Raw genomic sequence first — 20,144 nt, 5'->3', positions numbered from 1 at the left:
CGGGGGATGGGTGATGACTGGGATGGGTGGGACGGGAGTGATGGCGGACGTGGACGGGCCGACGGAGGCAGTGGGACCGGCGGTCGGCGGGGTGCCCGGGCCGGCAGCCGGTGGAGCGGCGCGGCCCGCTGCGGGGACGGGGCGGCCGGCCCACAGCGAGGCGCTGGCCGTGCTGGACCGGGTCTTCGGATACGAGGCCTTCCGCGGTGAGCAGGAAGCCGTCATCGAGCACGTGGTGGCGGGTGGCGACGCCGTCGTGCTCATGCCGACCGGCGGCGGCAAGTCACTCTGCTACCAGATTCCGGCGCTGGTCAGGCCAGGCACGGGCGTGGTCGTCTCCCCGCTGATCGCCCTGATGCAGGACCAGGTGGACGCGCTGCGGGCGCTGGGCGTGCGCGCCGGGTTCATCAACTCCACGCAGGACTTCGACGAGCGGCGCACGGTCGAGGCGGAGTTCCTGGCCGGCGAGCTGGACCTGCTGTATCTGGCTCCGGAGCGACTGCGGCTCGACACGACGGGGGACCTGCTGTCGCGGGGCAAGATCTCGGTGTTCGCGATCGACGAGGCGCACTGCGTGTCGCAGTGGGGCCACGACTTCCGGCCCGACTACCTGGCGCTGTCGCTGCTGGGCGAGCGCTGGCCGGACGTCCCCCGTATCGCGCTGACCGCGACGGCCACACGCGCCACGCACCGGGAGATCACCGAGCGGCTGGTCATGCCGAGGGCCCGCCACTTCGAGGCCAGCTTCGACCGGCCCAACATCCAGTACCGGATCGTCCCCAAGGCCGACCCCAAGAAGCAGCTGCTGTCCTTCCTCACACAGGAGCACGCGGGCGACGCGGGCATCGTGTACTGCCTGTCGCGGAACTCGGTGGAGAAGACGGCCGAGTTCCTGAGCCGGAACGGCATCGAGGCCGTGCCGTACCACGCCGGTCTCGACGCCGGCACGCGCGCGGCCCACCAGGCACGGTTCCTGCGTGAGGAGGGCCTGGTCGTCGTGGCGACCATCGCCTTCGGCATGGGCATCGACAAGCCGGACGTACGGTTCGTCGCGCACCTCGACCTGCCGAAGTCCGTGGAGGGCTACTACCAGGAGACGGGCCGTGCGGGCCGTGACGGGCTGCCGTCCACGGCATGGATGGCGTACGGGCTCCAGGACGTCGTCCAGCAGCGGAAGCTGATCCAGACCGGCGAGGGCGACGAGGCGTTCCGCCGCCGGGCCGCCGCCCACCTGGACTCCATGCTGGCGCTGTGCGAGACGGTCCAGTGCCGGCGGGGGCAGTTGCTCGCCTACTTCGGGCAGGAGCCGGCCTCTGGAGGCTGCGGCAACTGCGACACGTGTCTGAGCCCTCCGGAGACCTGGGACGGCACCGTCGCCGCGCAGAAGCTGCTGTCCACGGTGGTGCGGTTGCAGCGGGAGCGCGGGCAGAAGTTCGGGGCCGTGCAGATCATCGACATCCTGCTGGGGCGCAGGACGGCCAAGGTCATCCAGTTCGACCACGACCAGCTGTCCGTCTTCGGGATCGGCGAGGAGCTGAGCGAGGGCGAATGGCGGGGTGTGGTACGGCAGTTGCTCGCGCAGGGGCTGCTCGCGGTGGAGGGCGAGTACGGGACGCTGGTGCTGACCGAGGGCAGCGGGTCCGTGCTGCGGCGGGAGCGGGAGGTGCCGCTGCGGAAGGAGCCGAAGAAGACGGTGGCCTCCGGGGCTGCCTCGGGGGGCTCGTCGTCCTCCGGCCGGGGCGAGCGCAAGGCGAAGGCCGCGGTGGCCGAGCTGCCCGAGGAACTGCTCCCGGTCTTCGAGGCGCTGCGCGCCTGGCGTGCCGAGCAGGCGCGCGAGCAGGGCGTCCCGGCCTACGTCATCTTCCACGACGCCACGCTCCGCGAGATCGCCACGGTGCGGCCGACGTCGGTGGACCAGCTGGGCGGTATCGGCGGGGTCGGCGAGAAGAAGCTGGCGACGTACGGGGAAGGGGTGCTGGCGGTGCTCGCCGCCCTGGGCGAGGCCCCGAACGAGCCTTCGTCCTCCGAGGGCTCGCTGGGCGTAGAGGACTCGTGATGGACCTGCGGGACGAGCCGGGGCAGCGGGACGCCATCGTCGCCGTGCTGCGGCGCGGGGATCGCGTGCTCGTCATAGAGCGCGGACCGCGGGCCCGGCGGTCGGGCTACTGGGCGCCGCTCAGCGGGAAGGTCGAGCCGAGGGAGAGCCAGGCGGAGGCAGTGGTCCGGGAGGTCCGCGAGGAGGTGGGACTGGAAGTGACCCCGCTGGCGAAGGTGTGGGAGTCGGAGACGGACGACCGGCAGTTCCGGCTGCACTGGTGGACAGCGGACGTGGGAGAGGCGGAGGGGGAGGTCGTCATGCAACCGGGCGAGGTGAGCGACGCGCGGTGGGTCACGGTGGAGGAGTTCCTGGCACTGGAGCCGACCTTCGCGGAGGACCGGGAGTTCTTCGAGCGGGTGCTGCCCGGGAAACCGCCGCCCGGTTCGGCTCAGCGTCACCTCCGAAGGCCACGGTGATCTCGACGGCTCTCGGCCACAGGTCTTGGCCACGGGCAGCACCCGGCAGACGCTACCGACCGGACACACCCCCGGAGGGATTCGGTACGACCCGGCCCCTCACCTCGCCCAGTCCCACGCGCGTGCCATCGGGTCCCGGGGCCCAGGCCGTGAGGGTGACCTCGTCGCCGTCCTCCAGGAAGGTGCGCTTGCCGTCGGGGAGTTCGAGGGGGTCGCGGCCGTTCCAGGTGAGTTCCAGGAGGGAGCCGCGCTCGCGTTCCGAGGGGCCGCTGACCGTTCCGGAGCCGTACAGGTCGCCCGTGCGCAGGGACGCGCCGTTCACCGTCATGTGGGTCAACTGCTGCGCGGCCGTCCAGTACATGGTCGAGAACGGCGGCTCGGAGACGACGTGGCCGTTGATCGCCACGGAGACGCGGAGGTCGTAGCCGCTGGGTTCCTCGGCGGTGTCGTCCAGGTAGGGCAGCAGGTTGTGCGTCCGCTCGGGCGGAGCCACGCGGGCCTCCTCCAGGGCGTCGAGCGGGGTGATCCATGCCGAGACGGACGTGGCGAAGGACTTGCCGAGGAACGGGCCGAGGGGCACGTACTCCCAGGCCTGGACATCCCGCGCCGACCAGTCGTTCAGGAGACACAGGCCGAAGACGTGGTCCCGGAAGGAGGAGAGGGGGACCGCGGTGCCCATGGGCGAGGGCGTTCCCACCAGGAAGCCGACCTCGGCCTCGATGTCCAGGCGGGTGGAGGGGCCGAAGACGGGGGCGGGGTCGGTGGGGGGCTTGCGCTGGCCCGCGGGGCGCACCACCTCGGTGCCCGAGACGACGACGGTGCCGGACCGGCCGTGGTAACCGATCGGCATGTGCTTCCAGTTGGGGGTCAGCGAGTCCACGGCGTCGGGGCGGAAGATCTGGCCGACGTTCCGGGCGTGGTTCTCGGAGGCGTAGAAGTCGACGTAGTCCGCGACCTCGAAGGGAAGGTGGAGGGTGACAGAGGTGAGGGGATGGAGGTGGGGGGCGATCGTCTCCTGGTGGGACGGGACGGTCAGCCAGGCGGTGAGGGCTCGGCGGACATCCGACCACGTGGTGCGGCCCGCTGCGAGGAGCGGGTTGAGGGTGGGTTGGGAGAGGACGGCGGCGTAGGGGGAGGAAAGGGCTCGTGCCGCGGCTCCCGCGTCGAGGACGTGGTCGCCCAGGCGGACGCCGACGGTTCGGGACTCGGAGCCGGGCCGGGAGAAAACGCCGTACGGAAGGTTGTGCGGGCCGAAGGGGTCGCCCTCGGGGACGTCGAAGGGGGGCATGGGGGTGTGCCTCGCTTTCCGTGCGCTACGTCCGGCCGTTTCGTTGCGGCACACGTTACGGGGGAGTGACCTGAGCGGGCAGTGGTCGCCAATGTCTAAAGAGTTGGTAATGTCCGGATGCGGGGAGGTCGGAGCTGGAAAATCCGGCCTGGCTTCCTCGGGGCGGGACGCTTGTGCGCGTCGCCACGGCTGGTCAGGCATCTGGCGGCCGCCCACGGGCGAGGGTGCGACGCCGTGCGGGCGGAGGGGGACCCCGTGATGGCCGAACGGTCCACGCATGTCGTCCGGTTCACGCCGGACAGGGCGGCCTCGGCGATCCGTATTCTCTGATCATGAACCCGCGCACCGCATATGCCCTGATCGCCACTGACCTGGACGGAACCCTGCTCCGTGGCGACGACACGCTCTCCGACAGGTCGCGTGCGGCGCTGGCCAGAGCCGTGGCCGCGGGCGCGCGACATCTGGTGGTGACGGGACGCCCCGCGCCCCGCGTGCGCTCCCTGCTGGAGGACCTCGGGAGCGAGGGGCTCGCGGTGTGCGGGCAGGGCGCGCAGTTGTACGACGCCGGCGCGGACCGGCTGCTGTGGTCGGTGACCCTGGACCGGGAGCTGGCCGCGACCGCGCTCGGCAAGATCGAGGCCGAGGTGGGGCAGGTGTACGCGGCCGTCGACCAGGACGGCGTGGACGGGCTCACCCTCATCGAGCCGGGGTACCTGATGCCGCATCCGACCCTTCCCGCCGTACGGGTCCAGCGGCGCGACGACCTGTGGTGCGAGCCCATCAGCAAGGTGCTGCTGCGTCATTCGTCCCTGTCCGACGACGAGTTGGCGGCGGTGGCCCGCGGAGCTGTCGGGTCCCTCGCGACCGTCACCATGTCGGGGCCCGGCACCGTCGAACTCCAGCCATGCGGGATCACCAAGGCGACCGGCCTCGCCCTGGCCGCCCGGCACCTCGGGCTGGGCCCGGCCGACACCATCGCGTTCGGGGACATGCCGAACGACATCCCCATGTTCGACTGGGCCGCGCACGGGGTCGCCATGGCCAACGCCCACCCCGAGCTCAAGGCCGTCGCCGACGAGGTGACGTTGTCCAACGAGGAGGACGGGATCGCGGTGGTGCTGGAGCGGCTGTTTCCGCGCGACGGGGCCGCGGCGTATCCGGCGCCCGGAACGGTGCCCGGAGCGGCGTCCGGAGCGGCGTCCGGAGCGATGCCGGGAACGGTGCCCGGAGCGATGCCGGGAACGGTGCCGGGAACGGTGCCCGGAACGGTGTCTGTACCGGTGCCGGGCGGGCCGGGCCGGCGGGGCTCATCGCCCGCTCGGCCCGGCCGGTAGGTGTCCGGCGAAACAGTATGGATCGGTACGGATCAGTGCGGGTCGGTACGGACCGGTATGGACCGGTACGGACCGGTGCGGGTCAGTACGGTCCGTTGACGTTGTCGATCGAGCCGTAGCGATCGGCGGCGTAGTTGCACGCTGCCACGATGTTCGCGACCGGGTCGTACGGGTCGTTCGGCGTGCCGGCCACGTGGTACGCGGCGAAGGTCGGGTCGATGACCTGGAGGAGACCCTTGGAGGGGGTGCCCTTCGCGGCGTTGGAGTCCCAGTTGTTGATGGCCTGGGGGTTGCCGGAGGACTCCCGCATGATGTTGCGGTGAATGCCGTCGTACGACCCGGGTATCCCGTTCTTGGCCATGACGTCCAGCGCCTCGCGGATCCACCCGTCGAGGTCGTTCGTGTACGTCGTGTCGGAGGCCGGAGTGACGTCGTTGGCGGATCCGGTGGACCCGGCGGATCCGGAGGGCCCGGTGGAGTTCTCGGCGGTCGTGGACGTCTGGTCGGCCGGCCCGCTCGTAGTGCTCGGCTCGCTCTGCTTGCTCTCTGCGCTTGGCTTGCTCTGCTTGCTCTCCGTGCTCGCGTTCTTCGTCGTGAGCTTCAGGCCGAGGCCCGGGTGGATCAGGTCCGGGTTGTCGCCGATGGTCTTGCGGTTCTCGTCGTAGATCTTCCGCCAGCCGCCCTGGGTCTTGTGCTTGTCCGCGATGCGGAAGAGCGTGTCGCCCTTGGCCACGGTGTACGTGAGGGACTTGACCTGGGGTGCGGACTGCGCGGACCGGGGGGCGGCCTGGGCGGCGGCCTGCGCGGCGGCGGGAGCCTCGGCCGGCTGTGCGGCGCTCGCGATGGTCGCGCTCAGGAGCGGGAGGGCGAGGGCCGCGGTGCCGGTGCCGGCGACGACGGCTCCTCGGGTGAACGTGTTGGTTCGGCGGCGACGGTGCTTGCCTCGTGAGGCCATGACGCTGTTCCTCTCCGGCGCCTGCGAGGTGAGCTGTCGGGTTCGGGCGGAAAGGTGCCCGGCCGGGCACGGCGACGCGTCGTGCGTGCCGTGCGCGGCTTCACCCCAAGCCGGTCCGTCGTGAGGACCGGCGACTTTCGTGGGTCCCCCGCTCCTGCCTGCGTGAGTGGTTGGTCAGTGGGGATCCGGGCGGTGGCAGGATTCGGCGTTCCGTCCGGATTGACCGTGAACGTATGCGAGAGCACATGTCGAGAACAAGGCCGGAAGCGTGATGGAAGCGCCCTTGATCGGCTATTTGTGAGGAGACTGGCCTCAAAATTTCCGGAAGGTAACGCTCAACTTGCTTTCTGCAAAGGAGAAGTCGAGTGAGCGGCGGACGAGGGGTGATATCGAGCCGACGTGACTCAATTCACGGAACGGACCGGGTGAAGCGCCGATAAGGAAGCAATTCGGACAAGTTGGCCGTTGGTTGGCTCGTCGGTCGGGGTGTTGGTTCAGTTCTTGGTTCGGGGTCTGTCGTTCCGTGACGGGTGTGAAGTGCTGGCCGTGTGCTCGGTGTTCGGGATTTCGCGGATCAACTCCGTGTTTCGGGCGTGGAGTACGGGGAGTACTGCGTGGAGTGCGCGAGGGGTCGGCCTCGGCCGAGTGGCCGGAACCTTGCGTGCGGTGTGCTTCGTTGTCGTAGTGGTCGCCCGGCGTGCGGGGCGTGGTGGCCGTCCCGAGTCGCTCCGGCGTGAGAGCGGTGTCGGCTGTCGGCTCGTGTGGAGGTGTGGCTGCGGAGTCCGCGGGGTGAGGGGTGGGGAGTGGGTTGAGGGCAGTGGGGGTGGGGGTGGCGGTGTGGGGGTGCGGTGATCAAGTCCGGCGGGCTCATCGGGGTGATCTCGGAGTCTCGCCGGTCCGGTGCCGTCGGTGGTCTCGGGTGGCGGTAGCTGTCGGCCGCCGGGATGGATCGGTACGCACCTGCTGATGGGGGGCATACCGGATGTGCCGAAGCGGCCCGGACAAAAGGGGCGCCTCCCGGTCGAGCGAAGTCGGGACCGGGGGCCGGTGGGCGCCCGTGGTGATCGAAAGGTGACCGGATACGCTGACACGAGTGATGGCAGCGACAGATCGACAAACTGTTCATTGACCATGAGACCGACCGTGTGACCGTCAGCAGACGTCAGCAGACAGGAGACCCCTCGTGACCGTCGTCGGACCGTTCGGGCTGAGCGTGCGGGACCAGGCTCTGGAAGCCGATGTCCAGGCCGGATTGGCGGCTGTCGAGGAAGGGCTGCTCGAAGCCACCAAGAGCGAGGTCCCCTTTATCCAGGAGGCCGCCCAGCATCTGCTGCGGGCGGGCGGCAAGCGTTTCCGGCCATTGCTCGTGATGCTCGCCGCGCAGTTCGGGGACCCGTACGCCCCGGGGGTCGTCCCGTCGGCGGTGGTGGTCGAGCTGACGCACCTGGCCACCCTGTACCACGACGACGTGATGGACGAGGCCGACGTACGCCGGAGCGTGCCCAGCGCGAACGCCCGCTGGGGGAACTCCATCGCGGTCCTGACCGGCGACTTCCTGTTCGCGCGCGCCTCCCACATCCTGGCCGACCTCGGGCCCGAGGCGGTCCGCATCCAGGCCGAGGCCTTCGAACGGCTGGTCACCGGGCAGATCCTGGAGACCGCCGGGCCGCGGGACGGACGGGACCCGATCGCGCACTACCTCGACGTCCTCGGCGGCAAGACGGGGTCGCTGGTGGCCGTGTCCGGACGGTTCGGTGCGATGATGTCCGGCGCCGACGAGACGGTCGTGGACGTGCTGACCCAGTACGGGGAGCGGCTGGGCGTGGCGTTCCAGCTGGCCGACGACGTGCTGGACATCGCCTCCGACTCGCACGAGTCCGGCAAGACGCCGGGCACCGATCTGCGTGAGGGCATCCCCACGATGCCGGTGCTGCGGCTGCGGGAGCGGGCCGAGCGGCTCGGGCTCGCCGAGGACATCGCGCTGTGCGAGCTGCTCGACTCCGACCTGAGCGATGACGCGCGGTACGAAGAGGCGCTGGCCCGGCTGCGGGAGCACCCCGCGCTGGAGACCGCCAGGCGGGACACCGTGCGGTACGCGGAGGAGGCGCGGGCGACGCTGGCCCCGTTGCGGGAGTGCGAAGCGAAGGCGGCGCTGGTCGAGCTGTGCGATGCGGTGGTGCATCGGGCGGGTTAGGCCCCCCGGAACGGGCGCGACCGCTCCCGGGGCTCCGGGCCCCTGGGCCTCCCAGGCCCCCGGGCCTCCGGTTTCGCGGCCCGCGGTCTCCAGGCCTCGGGGTTTCCAGGCCCCCGGTCTCCCGGTCTCCGTGCCTCCCGGACCCGGTCTCCCGGTCTCCGTGCCTCCCGGCCTCCGCGGCCCTGGGCCTCCTGGCATTCCGGATCACCCGGCTCCCTGGCCTTCCGGCCTTCCGGCTCCCTGGACCTCCTTGCCTTCCGGCCTTCCAGTTCTCCCGGTTCTCCGGGCCTCCCGGCTCTCCGACCCCCGGCCCTCCAGGCCCCCGGTCGCAGCCCCCAGCCCTCGGTCCGCCACTCCCGCCCCCCGGCTCCCCCAGCCCCCGCACCGGCCTGACCAGCCTCGTCCTCCGCGGTGATCCAGAAGTCGTATGACGCGCGTCACCCTCTCGGGCCGGTGTCGCTGGGATTCCGCGGCTGCTGCGCGGTGAAGTCCGGATGAACGGGTACCAGCCAGGCGGCGTTCGCCCCCTCGACCCCTACGGGTCGGGGGAGGCGCCGCCTCCCTGTGTCATCCCACAGCAGTACACAGAGTTGATTCCGGGGTCTGACGCTTCTCGATTGCCGATTTGGTCAGATGGAACGCACCACTCCTCACCGATTCGGGTGAGAATGGCGGCTCGGGGTGGACGACGACAAGCGTGAGGACGTCGCTGCGCGCACGACTCGGCGCGCAGGACGAGGAGCAGGCCGCCGCCTACTACGGAGGTAAGGCAGACATGGCACCGTACGAAACCGACGACAGCGCGAAGGCCGGCGAGGCCGAGGACGTGCGCGCCGGGCGCCGCAAGGCGGCACGGTACGTCGTCCCGGTCACGGTGGTGGGGGTGGCGGCCGCGACGATCGGGCTCGTCCCGGCGTTCGCCGGCTCGGGTGACCCCGACCTGCCCAAGATCAGCGCACAGGAACTCATCGAGAAGATCGCCGCGTCGGACGTACAGCAGGTGTCCGGCACCGTGAAGATCAGCACCGATCTGGGGCTGCCGGACCTGGGCGGGCTGGAGAGCAGCCTCGGATCGGGCGGGGCCGGGAAGCCTTCCGGCAGTGACGGCGGCTCAACCGCCGAGCCCTCCTCCAAGCTGCTGGAACTCGCCTCCGGCACGCACACGGTGCGCGTCGCGGCCGACGGCCCTGACAAGCAGAAGCTTTCGCTGCTGGACAAGACCTCCGAGTACAGCGTCATCCGCAACGGCGACGAGATGTGGGCGTACGACAGCAAGTCGAACGAGGTCTTCCACACGACCGGGGCCGCGGACGGCAAGGAGCGGAAGCACGACGAGGAGAAGGACCAGAAGAAGGGCCAGGAGAAGGGCCAGGAGTCCGGCAAGGGCCTGCCCGAGGACGCCCCCGCCACGCCCCAGAAGCTGGCTGAGGAGGCCCTGAAGGCGGTCAACGACACCACGTCCGTGACCGTCGACGGCACCGCCCAGGTCGCCGGCCGGGACGCGTACAAGCTGCTCATCAAGCCGAAGGAGTCCGGCTCCACGGTCGGCGCCGTCTCCATCGCGGTGGACGCGAAGACCGGCCTGCCGCTGAAGTTCACGCTCACCCCGGCGAGCGGGGGCGCGGCCGTCGTCGACGCGGGCTTCACCCAGGTCGACTTCGCCAAGCCGAGCGCCTCCACCTTCGACTTCACGCCGCCCAAGGGCGCGAAGGTCACCGAAGGGGACAAGCTGAAGGACCAGGGGAAGCACGCGAAGCAGGAGAAGCCGGCACGGTCCGGTGAGGACCGCGGCAAGGGGCTGGAGGGCGGCGGCCCGAAGACCATCGGCGAGGGCTGGAGCACCATCGCCGAGTTCGACATGGGCGGCAAGGGCGTACCGTCGGCAGACAACGCCGGTAACGGCGCCGTCGACGGGTTCCTGAACTCCCTCGGCGACAAGGTCAGCGGCAAGTTCGGCTCCGGTACGGTCTTCAAGACCCGGCTGATCAACGTCCTGATCACGGATGACGGCAAGGCGTACGCCGGAGCCGTCACCAAGGACGCGCTGGTGAAGGCGGCCAACGCGGCGAAGTGAGAACCTGGCCGGCGGGCCGGGGCGGCATTCGCACCGCCCCAGCCCACCGGCCGAACGCCGGCCGAACGCCGGCCGAACGCCGGCCGCACGTCGGCCGTATCCGAGGGAGCCATGACGGACGCAGCAGCCATTCATACCGAGGGGCTGACCAAAACCTTCCGCGGCGGCCAGGTGGCCGTGGACCACCTGGAACTCACGGTTCCCAGTGGCAGCGTCTTCGGCTTCCTCGGGCCCAACGGCTCCGGTAAGACCACCACCATCCGCATGCTGATGGGCTTGATCGAGCCGACGTCGGGCACCGCCCGGGTGCTCGGCCGGCCCATGCCGGGCGCCGCCCGCACCGTACTGCCGCAGGTGGGCGCCCTCATCGAGGGGCCCGCCCTGTACGGATTCCTCACCGGGCGGGACAACCTGCTGCGGTACGACGCCGCCGATCCCACCGCCGACCCGCGTACCCGGCGTACGCGGGTCGCGGCCGCGCTGGACCGGGTGGGGCTGGCGGCGGCCGCGGGCAAGAAGGCGAAGGCGTACTCGCTGGGCATGAAGCAGCGATTGGGGCTGGCGTCGGCTCTGCTCCAGCCGCGCAGGCTGCTCGTCCTCGACGAGCCGACGAACGGGCTCGACCCGCAGGGGATGCGGGAGATCCGCTCCCTGGTGCGGGAGTTGGCGTCCGACGGAACCACCGTCTTCCTCTCCTCCCACCTCCTCGACGAGATCGAGCAGGTGTGCACGCATGCGGCCGTGATGGCCCAGGGGCGGCTGATCACCCAGGGCGCGGTGGCCGATCTGGCGGCCGGGGCGCGCGGGCGGCTCGTCGTGACCACGCCGGACGCCGGGGACGCGGCCCGGGTGCTCAAGGAACAGGGGGTCGGCGATGTCGTGGTGACGGAGGAGCGGGTGACGGCCGAGCCCCCGGACCGTGACCTCGCCGAGGTGAACGCGGCGCTGGTGACGGCCGGGGTCCGCGTACGCGGTTTCGTCGTCGAGCGGGCCTCCCTGGAGGACGCGTTCGTGGCGCTGACGGGGGAGGGCTTCGATGTCGCGGGCTGAGGGAACGGGAGCTGAGCGGACGGGATCTGATACGGCGGGATCTGATCGGGCGGGAGCTGAGCCGACGGGGGCTCAGTCGGCGGGGGCTGAGTTGGCAGGGTGGTCGGATCCGGGGGCGACGGGCCTTCGCAAGCCGGGTCCACTGTGGACGCTCGGGCTCTTCCGCAGTGAACTCGTCACCACCTTCCGCCGCTGGCGCACGATCGCGCTGCTCGCCGTACTCGCGGGCGTCCCCGTCCTGGTCGGCGTGGCCGTGAAGATCGAGACCAGCGGCGGCTCGTCGGCCGGTGGCGGGGGCGGCGCGGGCCCGGCCTTCATCACCCAGATCACCAACAACGGTCTGTTCCTGGTGTTCACGGCGCTGGCCGCGACCCTTCCCTTCTTCCTCCCGATGGCGATCGGAGTGATCGCCGGGGACGCCATCGCGGGCGAGGCCAACGCGGGGACGCTGCGCTATCTGCTCGTGGCACCAGCGGGCCGCACTCGACTCCTGCTCACCAAGTACGCGACGACGATGACGTTCTGCCTGGTCGCCACGCTGGTGGTGGCGGCGTCGGCGCTCGCGGTGGGCGCCCTGCTCTTCCCGCTCGGCGAGCTGACGACCATCTCGGGCACACGCATCAGCTTCGCCGAGGGGCTGGGCCGCGCCCTGCTCATCGCCCTGGTGGTGGCCGCGTCCCTGATCGGTGTGGCCGCCCTGGGCCTGTTCGTGTCGACTCTGACGAACAGCGGCATCGCGGCGATGGCCACCACGGTCGGCCTGCTGATCACCGTGCAGATCCTCGACCAGATCCCGCAGCTCGACGCCCTCCAGCCCTACTTCTTCTCCCACTACTGGCTGTCGTTCGCCGACCTGATGCGCGACCCGGTCTACTGGGACGATGTGCAGCGCAACCTGGGCCTACAGTGCCTGTACGCGGCCGTGTTCGGATCGGCGGCGTGGGCGCGGTTCACGGCGAAGGACATCACCGCGTAAGTGCTCCGCCGGGGTGGCGGTCAGTTCGCGGTTCCCGCGGTGAGGCGGGCCAGGTCCGCGCTCTCCCGTGGCAGCGGGACGGTGAGGTCGCCGATGCGCCAGGCGGGCATCCAGGGGACGTGGTAGACGTCGATGACGGAGCTGATCAGCTTGACGTGCTGGGCCAGTTGGCGGGGCAGGCGGCCGGGCGCGTCGGCGACCAGGACGACGGCGTTGAGGTCGAGCCCCGGCGGTGCGTCGCCGCGCCGGAAGGTGTCGAGGGTGTACGAGATGGCGTCGAGCCCCGTGGAGTGCGTCCGCGCGACCAGCAGAACCGACTCGGGTTCGCCGTGCTCGGGGCGGGGCCAGGCGCGCCCGGCGTCATGGCCGCCGAACACCGTCGCCAGCGTGGTGGTGCCCGCTCCGCCGTGCGTGGCGACCCAGGCGAACCGCCGGGGACTCGCGGTGAAATACTGCGGATTCGCGGTGAAACGCTCAGGGTTCACGGGCAGTTGGACGTTCGACCCCGGCTTGGTTTCCGTCTCCGTTTCCGTCTCCCGCTTCGGCTCAGGATTCGGCTCAGGCTCCGGCTGCCACCGCTCCGGCGCGGCGACCGGACCGCGTATCCAGATCTCCGGCCCGCTCGGTGCCCGCTGTTCTCGTTGCCCCTGCATTGCCCTCTCCTCGTCCGCTCCTCCTCGTCCGTTACCGATCTTCGTGGGTGCACGGGCGGTCCCGGAAGCGGGGTGTCCGTTCCTGGGACGAGCCTGTGACGCGGCGGTGACGCGGTCAGTGGGGGTGATCGGAGAGACTCGTCGGGGCGGGGCTACGGCATTCGTGGCTTCTCCGGGTGCGGCTCCGCACCGATGCGGGACTCTCCTGCTGATGTCTCTGCCCCTTGATGTGTCTGCCCCTGTTGTCTCTGCCCCTGTTGTCTGTGCTCCTGACGTCTCTGCTCCTGACGTCTCTGCTCCTGACGTCTCTGCTCCTGACGTCTCTGCTCCTGATGTCCCTTCTTCCGATGTCCCTTCTTCTGACCCGAGTGAGGAACCATGTCTCGACTCAGCCGCGACCAGAAGCGGGAATTCCAGCGGACGGAGTATCCGGAGCCGAGGTCTGGGATGCTCCCGATCGACGTACGGGTGCCGGCGTCCGGTGACGGCGCGTCGGTGGGCGGGATGCCGGTGGCAGCCCTCCCCGGCGAGCCCCTCCAGAACGCCGTCCTCGACTACCTCCACCGCATCGCCCTCGCGACGGGCCACTCCGTCCTCGCTACCGTGCACGACGAGCGCATCGGCTTCGCCGTTCCCCTCCAGATCTCCGTGGACGGCTCCAGTTGCTTCGTGGACGAGCCGATGAGGGAGGGGCAGCCGGCGCCGGACGCCCCAGTCGCTCCCGCCGGTACGGTCTCTCCGCCGACCGGAGAGTTCGGCCCGGCCCCCACGTTCGCTCCCCCGCAGGAGCCTGACTCCACTCCCCGCACCGCTCCCGAGGACGACGATGCCGCGCCCAGGCCCGCGCCCGTAAGGGAGTTCGGGATCGCCGAGGTCGTGATGGGTGCCCCGGAGGCCGACGAGGCGGAGCCCTCGCCCTTCGCGGAGCCCATCCGACGGATCAACGAGGCCGTGCAGTCGGGCCGGATCGACGAGGCCGCCGAACTGGCCGGGATTACCACCGCCCAGGCCTCCGCGACCCTGGGCCCGGAGCACCCGGAGGCCCAGTGGCTGCGCGAACTGTCCGCGTACATCGCCTACTTGGCCGGAGACATGCACGGGTCCTTCCAGCTCTCCCTGGACCTCGCCCGGCTCCGCCACCGTCGGCACGACGCCCGCGCCGCGTACGGCGACATCCAGAGCGCGGCCGCCGCCTGGCGCGCCGTTCGCGACCCGCACCAGGGCCTGCGCCTGGGCCGCGATCTGATCGACGTATGGACCGAGCTCACGGCCGAAGCCGGCCCCGCCGCCGACGACATCGAACAACTTGAGTCGGCGCGTACCCGCATGGGCCGTCTCGCGGCCCGCGCCCAGGCGAGCCCGTCCCCGGAGCCGGCCACCGGCACACAGTGCTGACGGACGGGCCCCAGGGACGTACAAGTGCTATGACGACAGCTCCCACACCGCGTACGCCAGCGCGTCCCCGTTCCGGTCCAGCGCCGTGTCGTTGATGTTGGAGGTCGTGTCGCACGAGGAGTGGTAGCAGCGGTCGAAGGACTGACCGGCCGTACCGCCCCACTTGGCGGCCTGCGCGGCGGACTTGGTGCGGCTCGCGCCCGTGAACAGGCCGCCGACGGGGACGCCCGCGCTCTTGAAGGGGGCGTGGTCGGAGCGGCCGTCGCCCTCTGTCTCGATCTCCGTGGCGACGCCGATGCCCGCGAAGTAGTCCTTGAACGTCTTCTCGATCGTCGGGTCGTCGTCGTACACGAAGTAGCCCGGGTTCGGCGAGCCGATCATGTCGAAGTTCAGGTAGCCGCTGATGCGGTCGCGGTTCGCGGAGGAGAGGTTGCTGACGTAGTGGTTCGAGCCGACCAGGCCGCGCTCCTCCGCCCCCCACCAGGCGAACCGGAGGTGCTTCGTGGGCTGGTAGTTGGTTCGCGCGACGGTGAGCGCCGCCTCCAGGACGGCCGCCGAGCCCGAGCCGTTGTCGTTGATGCCGGGGCCCGAGGTGACGCCGTCCAGGTGGGATCCCGCCATGATCACCTGGTTGGTGTCACCGCCCGGCCAGTCGGCGATCAGGTTGTAGCCGGTGAGACCACCGGAGGTGAACTGCTGGACGGTGGTGGTGAACCCGGCCGCGTCCAGCTTGGCCTTCACGTAGTCGAGGGACGCCTTGAAGCCGGCGCGCCCGTGCGCTCTGTTGCCGCCGTTCGCGGTGGCGATGGACTGGAACTGCGTGAGATGGGCCTTGACGTTCGCCACGGGCAGGTCGGGTGCGGCGGCCGCCGCCTCGGGGGCGGGGGCCGCCCCGGCTATCGACCCGGTGGTGAGCAGCGTGACGGCCGCGACGACGGCAGCTGCCGTGGTACGCCCGGGAACGGAGAGCTTCATGAGTGGGGGGCTCCGAATTCCGTAGGGATTCAAGGGCCGTCACGGGGTTCATGGCGGACCCATGGTGAATCCACAGTGAATGGGTGCCTCGGATGGTGCTGCTGTGACTGACCGAGCGTCAAGAGTGCTATTCAGTCAGGAGTGTTCGTATACCGAACAGCGAGGAGGGTTCCATCCGGTTATCGGAAATCCGTGCACAGCCGTGGAACTCGGCACGCCGCTTCCGCCTGCTTCCACCGCGCTACGGCTTGGCCTCCGCCGGACCGGATGCAGGACCGGATGCAGGACCAGATACGTGACCGGTTCCGGTTCCGGATCCGGCACCGGTTACGGCACCCGACACGGACTCGCCGACGGTAGCCGACGCGGCGGCGGAGCCCTCGGCGTTCCGCGCCACGCTCATCGTCCCCGTCCCCGTCCTCGTCCCCATCGCCATCGTGGCGCTCGGCGCGCTGATCTCGCTCCTGAGCGTGCGGGCCGCCCGGCGCGCGGTGCGCAGCGCGTCCCAGGTCAGCAGCGACAGCGCCAGCCACACCAGCGCGAAGCCCGCCCAGCGCTCGGGCGGCATGGCCTCGCGGAAGTAGAGGACGCCGAGCAGGAACTGGAACACGGGCGCCAGGTACTGCAGGAGCCCCAGCGTGGACAACGGCACCCGGATCGCCGCCGCGCCGAAGCAGACCAGCGGCAGCGCGGTGACGACCCCGGTGGAGGCCAGCAGCGCCGCGTGCCCCACGCCCTGGGCCGCGAACGTGGAGTCGCCCCGGGAGCCCAGCCACAGCAGATAGCCCAGCGCGGGCAGGAACTGGATCGCGGTCTCGGCGGCCAGCGACTCGACGCCGCCGAGGTTGACCTTCTTCTTCACCAGGCCGTACGTGGCGAAGGAGAAGGCCAGGCAGAGGGAGACCCACGGCGGTCGGCCGTACCCGATCGTGAGGACGAGGACGGCGGCGAAGCCGACGCCGACCGCCACCCACTGCACCGGCCGCAGCCGCTCCTTCAGCAGGAGTACGCCGAGGGCGATGGTGACCAGCGGGTTGATGAAGTAGCCGAGGGACGCCTCGACCACCTGGCCGGCGTTCACGGCCCAGATGTAGACGCCCCAGTTGAGGGTGATGACTGCCGCGGCCACGGCGACGAGCCCCAGCCTGCGGGGCTGGCGCAACAGCTCACCGGCCCAGGACCAGCGCCGCAGAACCAGCAGCGCGGCACCGACGAGGAGGAGGGACCAGGCCATCCGGTGGGCGAGGATCTCGATCGCCCCGGCGGGCTTCAGCAGGGGCCAGAAAAGGGGGACGACACCCCACATGCCGTACGCGGCGAACCCGTTCAGCAGGCCTATTCGATGCTCACGCCTTGACTGCCCGGTCAACGGCCCCTCCTCACTCGTAGGGCCGCATCGGCGCAGCCCCGACGAAGGTAACGCCGACCGCCCCGCCTGTCATACCCGTATCGCTATACGGTCATGACGGACGGGGGCGGGGGCCCGGGGCCTTGGGCCTGGGGGCCCGATGGCCCGAGGGGTCTGGGGAGGTGCTCAGGGGCGGGCCGGGCCTCAGCTCTTCAGCGCGGCCGCGATCGAGTCGGCGATCGGCGTCGTGGGCCGGCCGGTCAGCCGGGACAGGTCACCACTGGTGCCCGCCAGCTCGCCCTTCTCCACGGAGGCGTCGACGCCGACCAGGATCCGGGCGAACGCCTCCGGCAGCCCGGCGCCGGTCAGGATGCCCTCGTAGACGTCGGCGGGGACGGCGTTGTAGACGATGTCCTTGCCGGACTGCTTGGCGATCTCAGCCGCGTACTCGGCGAAGCTGTACGCGGTGTCGCCGCTCAGCTCGTACGTCTTGTTCTCGTGTCCCTCACCGGTCAGTACGGCGACGGCGGCGGCCGCGTAGTCGGCACGCGAGGCGGAGGCGACCCTGCCCTCGCCCGCGGCCTGGACGACGGCGCCGTGTTCCAGCACCGAGGCGAGCTGCTCGGTGTAGACCTCGTTGTACCAGCCGTTGCGCAGCAGCACGTACGGCAGACCCGACTCCAGGAGCGCCTGCTCGGTGCCGCGGTGGTCGTCGGCGAGGGCGGCCTTCAGGGCGCCCGGGGCGCTGGTGTAGGCGAGGAGTGCGACGCCGGCGGCCTTGGCGGCGTCGATGACGACCTTGTGCTGCCCGACGCGGTCCTTGCCGACCTCGCTGCCGGAGATGAGGAGCACCTTGTCACCGGCGGAGAAGAGGCCGTCGAAGGTTTCGGGGGTGTTGTAGTCGGCGACGGCGATCCTCACCCCGCGGGCCGCGAAATCGGCGCCCTTCTCCTCGCTGCGCACGACGGCGGTGATCTGCTCGGCCGGGATCTTCTCCAGCAGGCCCTCGATGACGAAACGGCCGAGGTTCCCGCTGGCGCCGGTGACGACGATGCTCATGATCAGACAACTCCTAGATGGGTGGCTCTGTCGCTAACCCTAGGAGGTGCACTAACTCTGCGAAAGTACCCACTTTGAAGTAAGGTACTGGCATGTCCGTAAGTGCCTTCACGGCCAGCCCGCCCGCCGGCAAGTACGTCTCGGGCGAGGCGATGTGCCCGCACCGCCTCGTCCTGGAACACATCACCAGCCGCTGGGGCGTCCTGGTCCTCATCGAACTCCTGGACCGGCCGTACCGCTTCAGTGAGCTGCGCCGGGCGATCGGCAGGGTCAGCGAGAAGATGCTGACCCAGACGCTCCAGACCCTCGAACGCGACGGCCTGGTCCACCGCGACGCCAGGCCGGTGATCCCGCCGAGAGTCGACTACTCCCTGACCGACCTGGGCCGCGAGGCCGCGGAGCAGGTCCGCTCACTGGCCCTGTGGACGCATGAGCGGATGGGGGAGGTGCAGAAGGCGCGGGAGGCCTACGACGCGGCGAAGGGGCGGGTCTGAGCAAGCGCTGAAGGCGCTGAAGGCGCCGAGTAAGGCTCTGTGTGAGGCGCTGAGTAAGGCCGGGCCGGCCCGGCTGTCCCGGCTCCGGGGCGAGCGGGTGTGGACGGCGCCCGCGGGGCACACATGGGTCAGGGTGCCCGTCGATGTTCAGGCCATGTCCATCCGTGCGCCCCCCTCTTGCCTCTCACGTCCGATCGAACCGCCGTGCACGCTGGGGGGAGGGGTGGTTTCGCCCACCGTGCGCCGGCCCGCCCATGCCACCGGCCGGGAAGTACGGCTACCGTCCGGGGAGACGCTTGACATGGCCACACTGACTCCGGCTGCGCGGCGGATCGGGTCCGCGGTGGTGGCGGCTCTCGGTCTGGTGCGGGCGCCGTTCACGGCGCGCGGCAACCGCCGCCGGCGTCAGGAGGAGCTCACGCTGGAACTCCTCGCCCAGCTCACGTTCATCGCCGAGGGCATCAAGCACATGGCGGAGGAGATCCACCGCACGAACCTGATCCAGCAGCACCGCCTCGTCACGGAACAGCTGGACCGCGCGATCGACGACCCCTCGCTCGCCGCCGCCCTGTCCACCCTGAACGGGATCTCCGACCCCAAACGCCGTCAGATGATGTTCGCCAACCGCGAGTACGGCACGATCCTGCTCGCCCACCGCGTCGGCTACGTCGACTGGAACGAACTACTCGGACACCTGCGCATGCTGTCCCGCAACGAGGTCTTCGCGGAGTACTGGGAGCGCACGGTCGAGCACCGCAGGAGCCTCCCCGCGGACTCCCTGGAGGCCCGGGTCGGCAAAGCCGTCGACACCATCATGGAAGAACTGGCCGACGACCCGGACGAGTGGTGGGTGGTCGGCCCCGCGCCTGATCCTGCGCCCATGCCCGGGAATGCGCCTGATCCTGCGCCCATGCCCCCGGAACGCGCCTGATCCCGCGCCCATGCCCCGGAACACGTCCGATCCTGCGCCCATGCCCGGGAACACGTCCGAGTCCGCGCCCATGCCCGAGAACGTGCCTGGCCATGCATCCGAGCGCCAGGACCAGCGCCACTCCTGACCCTGCTTCGATACGCCGTCCGCCCGGAGCGGTTGTGGAGAGGGGAAGGGTTGGGGAGGAACGAGTCGGGTCATGAATTTTTCCGGGGTCACCGTGACCCCGGGGGTGCGTCAGTCGTTATGGGGCGCCACCCCCAAACCCGGGGTTTCATCGCCCCGAGCGAGAGGGGACCGCACCGTTGCGCAATGAGCTCTCGTCCGCCCGCATCACCCGCCGACTCGGTGACTCTCCCCGACAGCGGGGGAGCCTGACAGGCGAGTCCTGCCCGGACCTTTTTGAACTCACCGACGGCAACTTCGCCGTCATCGGAACCGAAGCCACCGCCGCCCTGGACCCCCACCTCCCCTCTGACGCGGCCAGGGCCGACTACGAGCGCATCGTCGTCATCACCCGCGAGACCCTCATCCGAGCCAAGCGGGACATCCCTGACGCATGACGCACGGAGGGCCTGGGGGCCGTACATCGCCCCAGGCCCTCGAAGACGGCTTCTGACCGTCAGCCGACGACTGTCCAGGTGTCTCCGCCAGTCAGCAGTGCGGTGAGGTCTCCCTTGCCGTTCTGTTCGATCGCGGTGTCCAGTTGGTCGGACATCTGGTGGTCGTAGACGGGTCGGGTGACGGAGCGGAGGACGCCGATGGGGGTGTGGTGGAGGGTGTCGGGGTCGGCGAGGCGGGAGAGGGCGAAGGCGGTGGTGGGGGAGGTGGTGTGTGCGTCGTGGACGAGGAGGTGGGGCTCGTTGTCGGGTGTCACGGTGGTGATGGTGAGGTCGCCGGTGGT

16 protein-coding genes, 2 pseudogenes and 1 riboswitch are annotated in these 20,144 nt (G+C 70.4%); of the genes and pseudogenes, 11 read left to right on the top strand and 7 right to left on the bottom strand.

Annotated elements, in window-relative coordinates; translation table 11 throughout:
• Positions 1-13: 13 nt before the first annotated feature.
• Both recQ and IE262_RS36170 read left to right on the top strand, forming a co-directional pair.
• The gene (gene recQ / locus IE262_RS36175; RefSeq protein WP_229877863.1) at positions 14-2,056 is read left to right on the top strand and encodes a DNA helicase RecQ; all 2,043 of its coding nucleotides are present in this window, start codon (positions 14-16) and stop codon (positions 2,054-2,056) included.
• On the top strand, positions 2,056-2,514 hold the full coding sequence (locus IE262_RS36170) for an NUDIX domain-containing protein (protein ID WP_189879719.1): 459 nt from the start codon (positions 2,056-2,058) through the stop codon (positions 2,512-2,514). The genes recQ and IE262_RS36170 overlap by 1 nt, the downstream gene beginning before the upstream one ends.
• A 52-nt stretch (positions 2,515-2,566) precedes the next feature.
• On the opposite strand, the gene fahA is transcribed toward IE262_RS36170, so the two are convergent.
• A complete protein-coding gene (gene fahA, locus IE262_RS36165; protein WP_189879718.1) occupies positions 2,567-3,802 on the bottom strand; it encodes a fumarylacetoacetase in 1,236 nt (411 codons plus the stop codon).
• Between the two features lie 332 nt (positions 3,803-4,134).
• Here fahA and IE262_RS36160 point away from each other — a divergent pair.
• A pseudogene (locus IE262_RS36160) lies at positions 4,135-4,935 on the top strand (HAD family hydrolase); the annotation flags it as partial.
• Positions 4,936-5,218: 283 nt separating this feature from the next.
• Here IE262_RS36160 and IE262_RS36155 read toward each other — a convergent pair.
• On the bottom strand, positions 5,219-6,091 hold the full coding sequence (locus tag IE262_RS36155; protein ID WP_189879717.1) for a LysM peptidoglycan-binding domain-containing protein: 873 nt from the start codon (positions 6,089-6,091) through the stop codon (positions 5,219-5,221).
• A 5-nt stretch (positions 6,092-6,096) separates the two neighbouring features.
• A riboswitch (cyclic di-AMP (ydaO/yuaA leader) is annotated at positions 6,097-6,270 on the bottom strand.
• Between the two features lie 1,004 nt (positions 6,271-7,274).
• On the opposite strand from IE262_RS36155, the gene IE262_RS36150 reads away from it, so the two are divergent.
• The 4 genes from IE262_RS36150 (at position 7,275) to IE262_RS36135 (ending at position 12,385) form a co-directional block, all read left to right on the top strand.
• Positions 7,275-8,285, top strand: a complete 1,011-nt coding sequence (locus IE262_RS36150) for a polyprenyl synthetase family protein (protein WP_189879715.1) — start codon at positions 7,275-7,277, stop codon at positions 8,283-8,285.
• A gap of 775 nt (positions 8,286-9,060) precedes the next feature.
• Complete coding sequence (locus IE262_RS36145) at positions 9,061-10,359, top strand: LolA family protein (RefSeq protein ID WP_189879767.1); 1,299 nt, start codon at positions 9,061-9,063, stop codon at positions 10,357-10,359.
• A gap of 111 nt (positions 10,360-10,470) precedes the next feature.
• Entirely contained in the window at positions 10,471-11,409 is a 939-nt protein-coding gene (locus IE262_RS36140) for an ABC transporter ATP-binding protein (protein WP_134034043.1), read from the top strand.
• Positions 11,396-12,385, top strand: coding sequence for an ABC transporter permease (locus tag IE262_RS36135; RefSeq protein ID WP_229877862.1), 990 nt, complete (start codon positions 11,396-11,398; stop codon positions 12,383-12,385). The genes IE262_RS36140 and IE262_RS36135 overlap by 14 nt, the downstream gene beginning before the upstream one ends.
• Before the next feature lie 20 nt (positions 12,386-12,405).
• On the opposite strand, the gene IE262_RS36130 is transcribed toward IE262_RS36135, so the two are convergent.
• Positions 12,406-13,038 (bottom strand): DUF6668 family protein, encoded by a 633-nt coding sequence (locus tag IE262_RS36130; RefSeq protein WP_229877860.1) that lies wholly within the window; start codon positions 13,036-13,038, stop codon positions 12,406-12,408.
• Positions 13,039-13,416: 378 nt separating this feature from the next.
• On the opposite strand from IE262_RS36130, the gene IE262_RS36125 reads away from it, so the two are divergent.
• On the top strand, positions 13,417-14,433 hold the full coding sequence (locus IE262_RS36125; protein WP_189879712.1) for a tetratricopeptide repeat protein: 1,017 nt from the start codon (positions 13,417-13,419) through the stop codon (positions 14,431-14,433).
• A 27-nt stretch (positions 14,434-14,460) separates the two neighbouring features.
• On the opposite strand, the gene IE262_RS36120 is transcribed toward IE262_RS36125, so the two are convergent.
• From IE262_RS36120 to IE262_RS36110, 3 genes are all read right to left on the bottom strand, one after another.
• Positions 14,461-15,408, bottom strand: a complete 948-nt coding sequence (locus IE262_RS36120) for a M28 family metallopeptidase (protein WP_189879710.1) — start codon at positions 15,406-15,408, stop codon at positions 14,461-14,463.
• 241 nt (positions 15,409-15,649) lie between these two features.
• Positions 15,650-16,777 (bottom strand): EamA family transporter RarD, encoded by a 1,128-nt coding sequence (gene rarD, locus IE262_RS36115; RefSeq protein WP_229877859.1) that lies wholly within the window; start codon positions 16,775-16,777, stop codon positions 15,650-15,652.
• 183 nt (positions 16,778-16,960) lie between these two features.
• Positions 16,961-17,815, bottom strand: a complete 855-nt coding sequence (locus IE262_RS36110; RefSeq protein ID WP_189879708.1) for an SDR family oxidoreductase — start codon at positions 17,813-17,815, stop codon at positions 16,961-16,963.
• Between the two features lie 92 nt (positions 17,816-17,907).
• Between IE262_RS36110 and IE262_RS36105 the strand changes: the two genes are divergently transcribed.
• The 3 genes from IE262_RS36105 to IE262_RS36095 all read left to right on the top strand — a co-directional run bounded on the left by IE262_RS36105 (position 17,908) and on the right by IE262_RS36095 (position 19,803).
• Positions 17,908-18,309 carry a winged helix-turn-helix transcriptional regulator gene (locus tag IE262_RS36105; protein WP_189879706.1) on the top strand — a complete coding sequence of 134 codons (402 nt, stop codon included), beginning with the start codon at positions 17,908-17,910 and terminating at the stop codon, positions 18,307-18,309.
• A 301-nt stretch (positions 18,310-18,610) separates the two neighbouring features.
• Positions 18,611-19,240 carry a DUF6082 family protein gene (locus IE262_RS39970; protein WP_229877858.1) on the top strand — a complete coding sequence of 210 codons (630 nt, stop codon included), beginning with the start codon at positions 18,611-18,613 and terminating at the stop codon, positions 19,238-19,240.
• Positions 19,241-19,545: 305 nt separating this feature from the next.
• A complete protein-coding gene (locus tag IE262_RS36095) occupies positions 19,546-19,803 on the top strand; it encodes a hypothetical protein (protein WP_131572262.1) in 258 nt (85 codons plus the stop codon).
• Between the two features lie 59 nt (positions 19,804-19,862).
• On the opposite strand, the pseudogene IE262_RS36090 reads toward IE262_RS36095, so the two are convergent.
• Positions 19,863-20,144 (bottom strand): annotated as a pseudogene (locus IE262_RS36090) (2-oxoacid:ferredoxin oxidoreductase subunit beta); the annotation flags it as partial.

This window comes from Streptomyces bluensis, from assembly GCF_014650715.1.
In the GTDB taxonomy this organism is placed as follows: domain Bacteria; phylum Actinomycetota; class Actinomycetes; order Streptomycetales; family Streptomycetaceae; genus Streptomyces; species Streptomyces bluensis.
This window is presented reverse-complemented; position numbering and strand designations above follow the sequence as displayed.

Coding starts and splice junctions, on each gene's coding strand:
- recQ (WP_229877863.1), top strand. CDS start 14: ATGACTGGGATGGGTGGGACGGGAGTGATGGCGGACGTGGACGGGCCG.
- IE262_RS36170 (WP_189879719.1), top strand. CDS start 2,056: ATGGACCTGCGGGACGAGCCGGGGCAGCGGGACGCCATCGTCGCCGTG.
- fahA (WP_189879718.1), bottom strand. CDS start 3,802: ATGCCCCCCTTCGACGTCCCCGAGGGCGACCCCTTCGGCCCGCACAAC.
- IE262_RS36155 (WP_189879717.1), bottom strand. CDS start 6,091: ATGGCCTCACGAGGCAAGCACCGTCGCCGCCGAACCAACACGTTCACC.
- IE262_RS36145 (WP_189879767.1), top strand. CDS start 9,061: ATGGCACCGTACGAAACCGACGACAGCGCGAAGGCCGGCGAGGCCGAG.
- IE262_RS36140 (WP_134034043.1), top strand. CDS start 10,471: ATGACGGACGCAGCAGCCATTCATACCGAGGGGCTGACCAAAACCTTC.
- IE262_RS36135 (WP_229877862.1), top strand. CDS start 11,396: ATGTCGCGGGCTGAGGGAACGGGAGCTGAGCGGACGGGATCTGATACG.
- IE262_RS36130 (WP_229877860.1), bottom strand. CDS start 13,038: ATGCAGGGGCAACGAGAACAGCGGGCACCGAGCGGGCCGGAGATCTGG.
- IE262_RS36125 (WP_189879712.1), top strand. CDS start 13,417: ATGTCTCGACTCAGCCGCGACCAGAAGCGGGAATTCCAGCGGACGGAG.
- IE262_RS36120 (WP_189879710.1), bottom strand. CDS start 15,408: ATGAAGCTCTCCGTTCCCGGGCGTACCACGGCAGCTGCCGTCGTCGCG.
- IE262_RS36110 (WP_189879708.1), bottom strand. CDS start 17,815: ATGAGCATCGTCGTCACCGGCGCCAGCGGGAACCTCGGCCGTTTCGTC.
- IE262_RS36105 (WP_189879706.1), top strand. CDS start 17,908: ATGTCCGTAAGTGCCTTCACGGCCAGCCCGCCCGCCGGCAAGTACGTC.
- IE262_RS39970 (WP_229877858.1), top strand. CDS start 18,611: ATGGCCACACTGACTCCGGCTGCGCGGCGGATCGGGTCCGCGGTGGTG.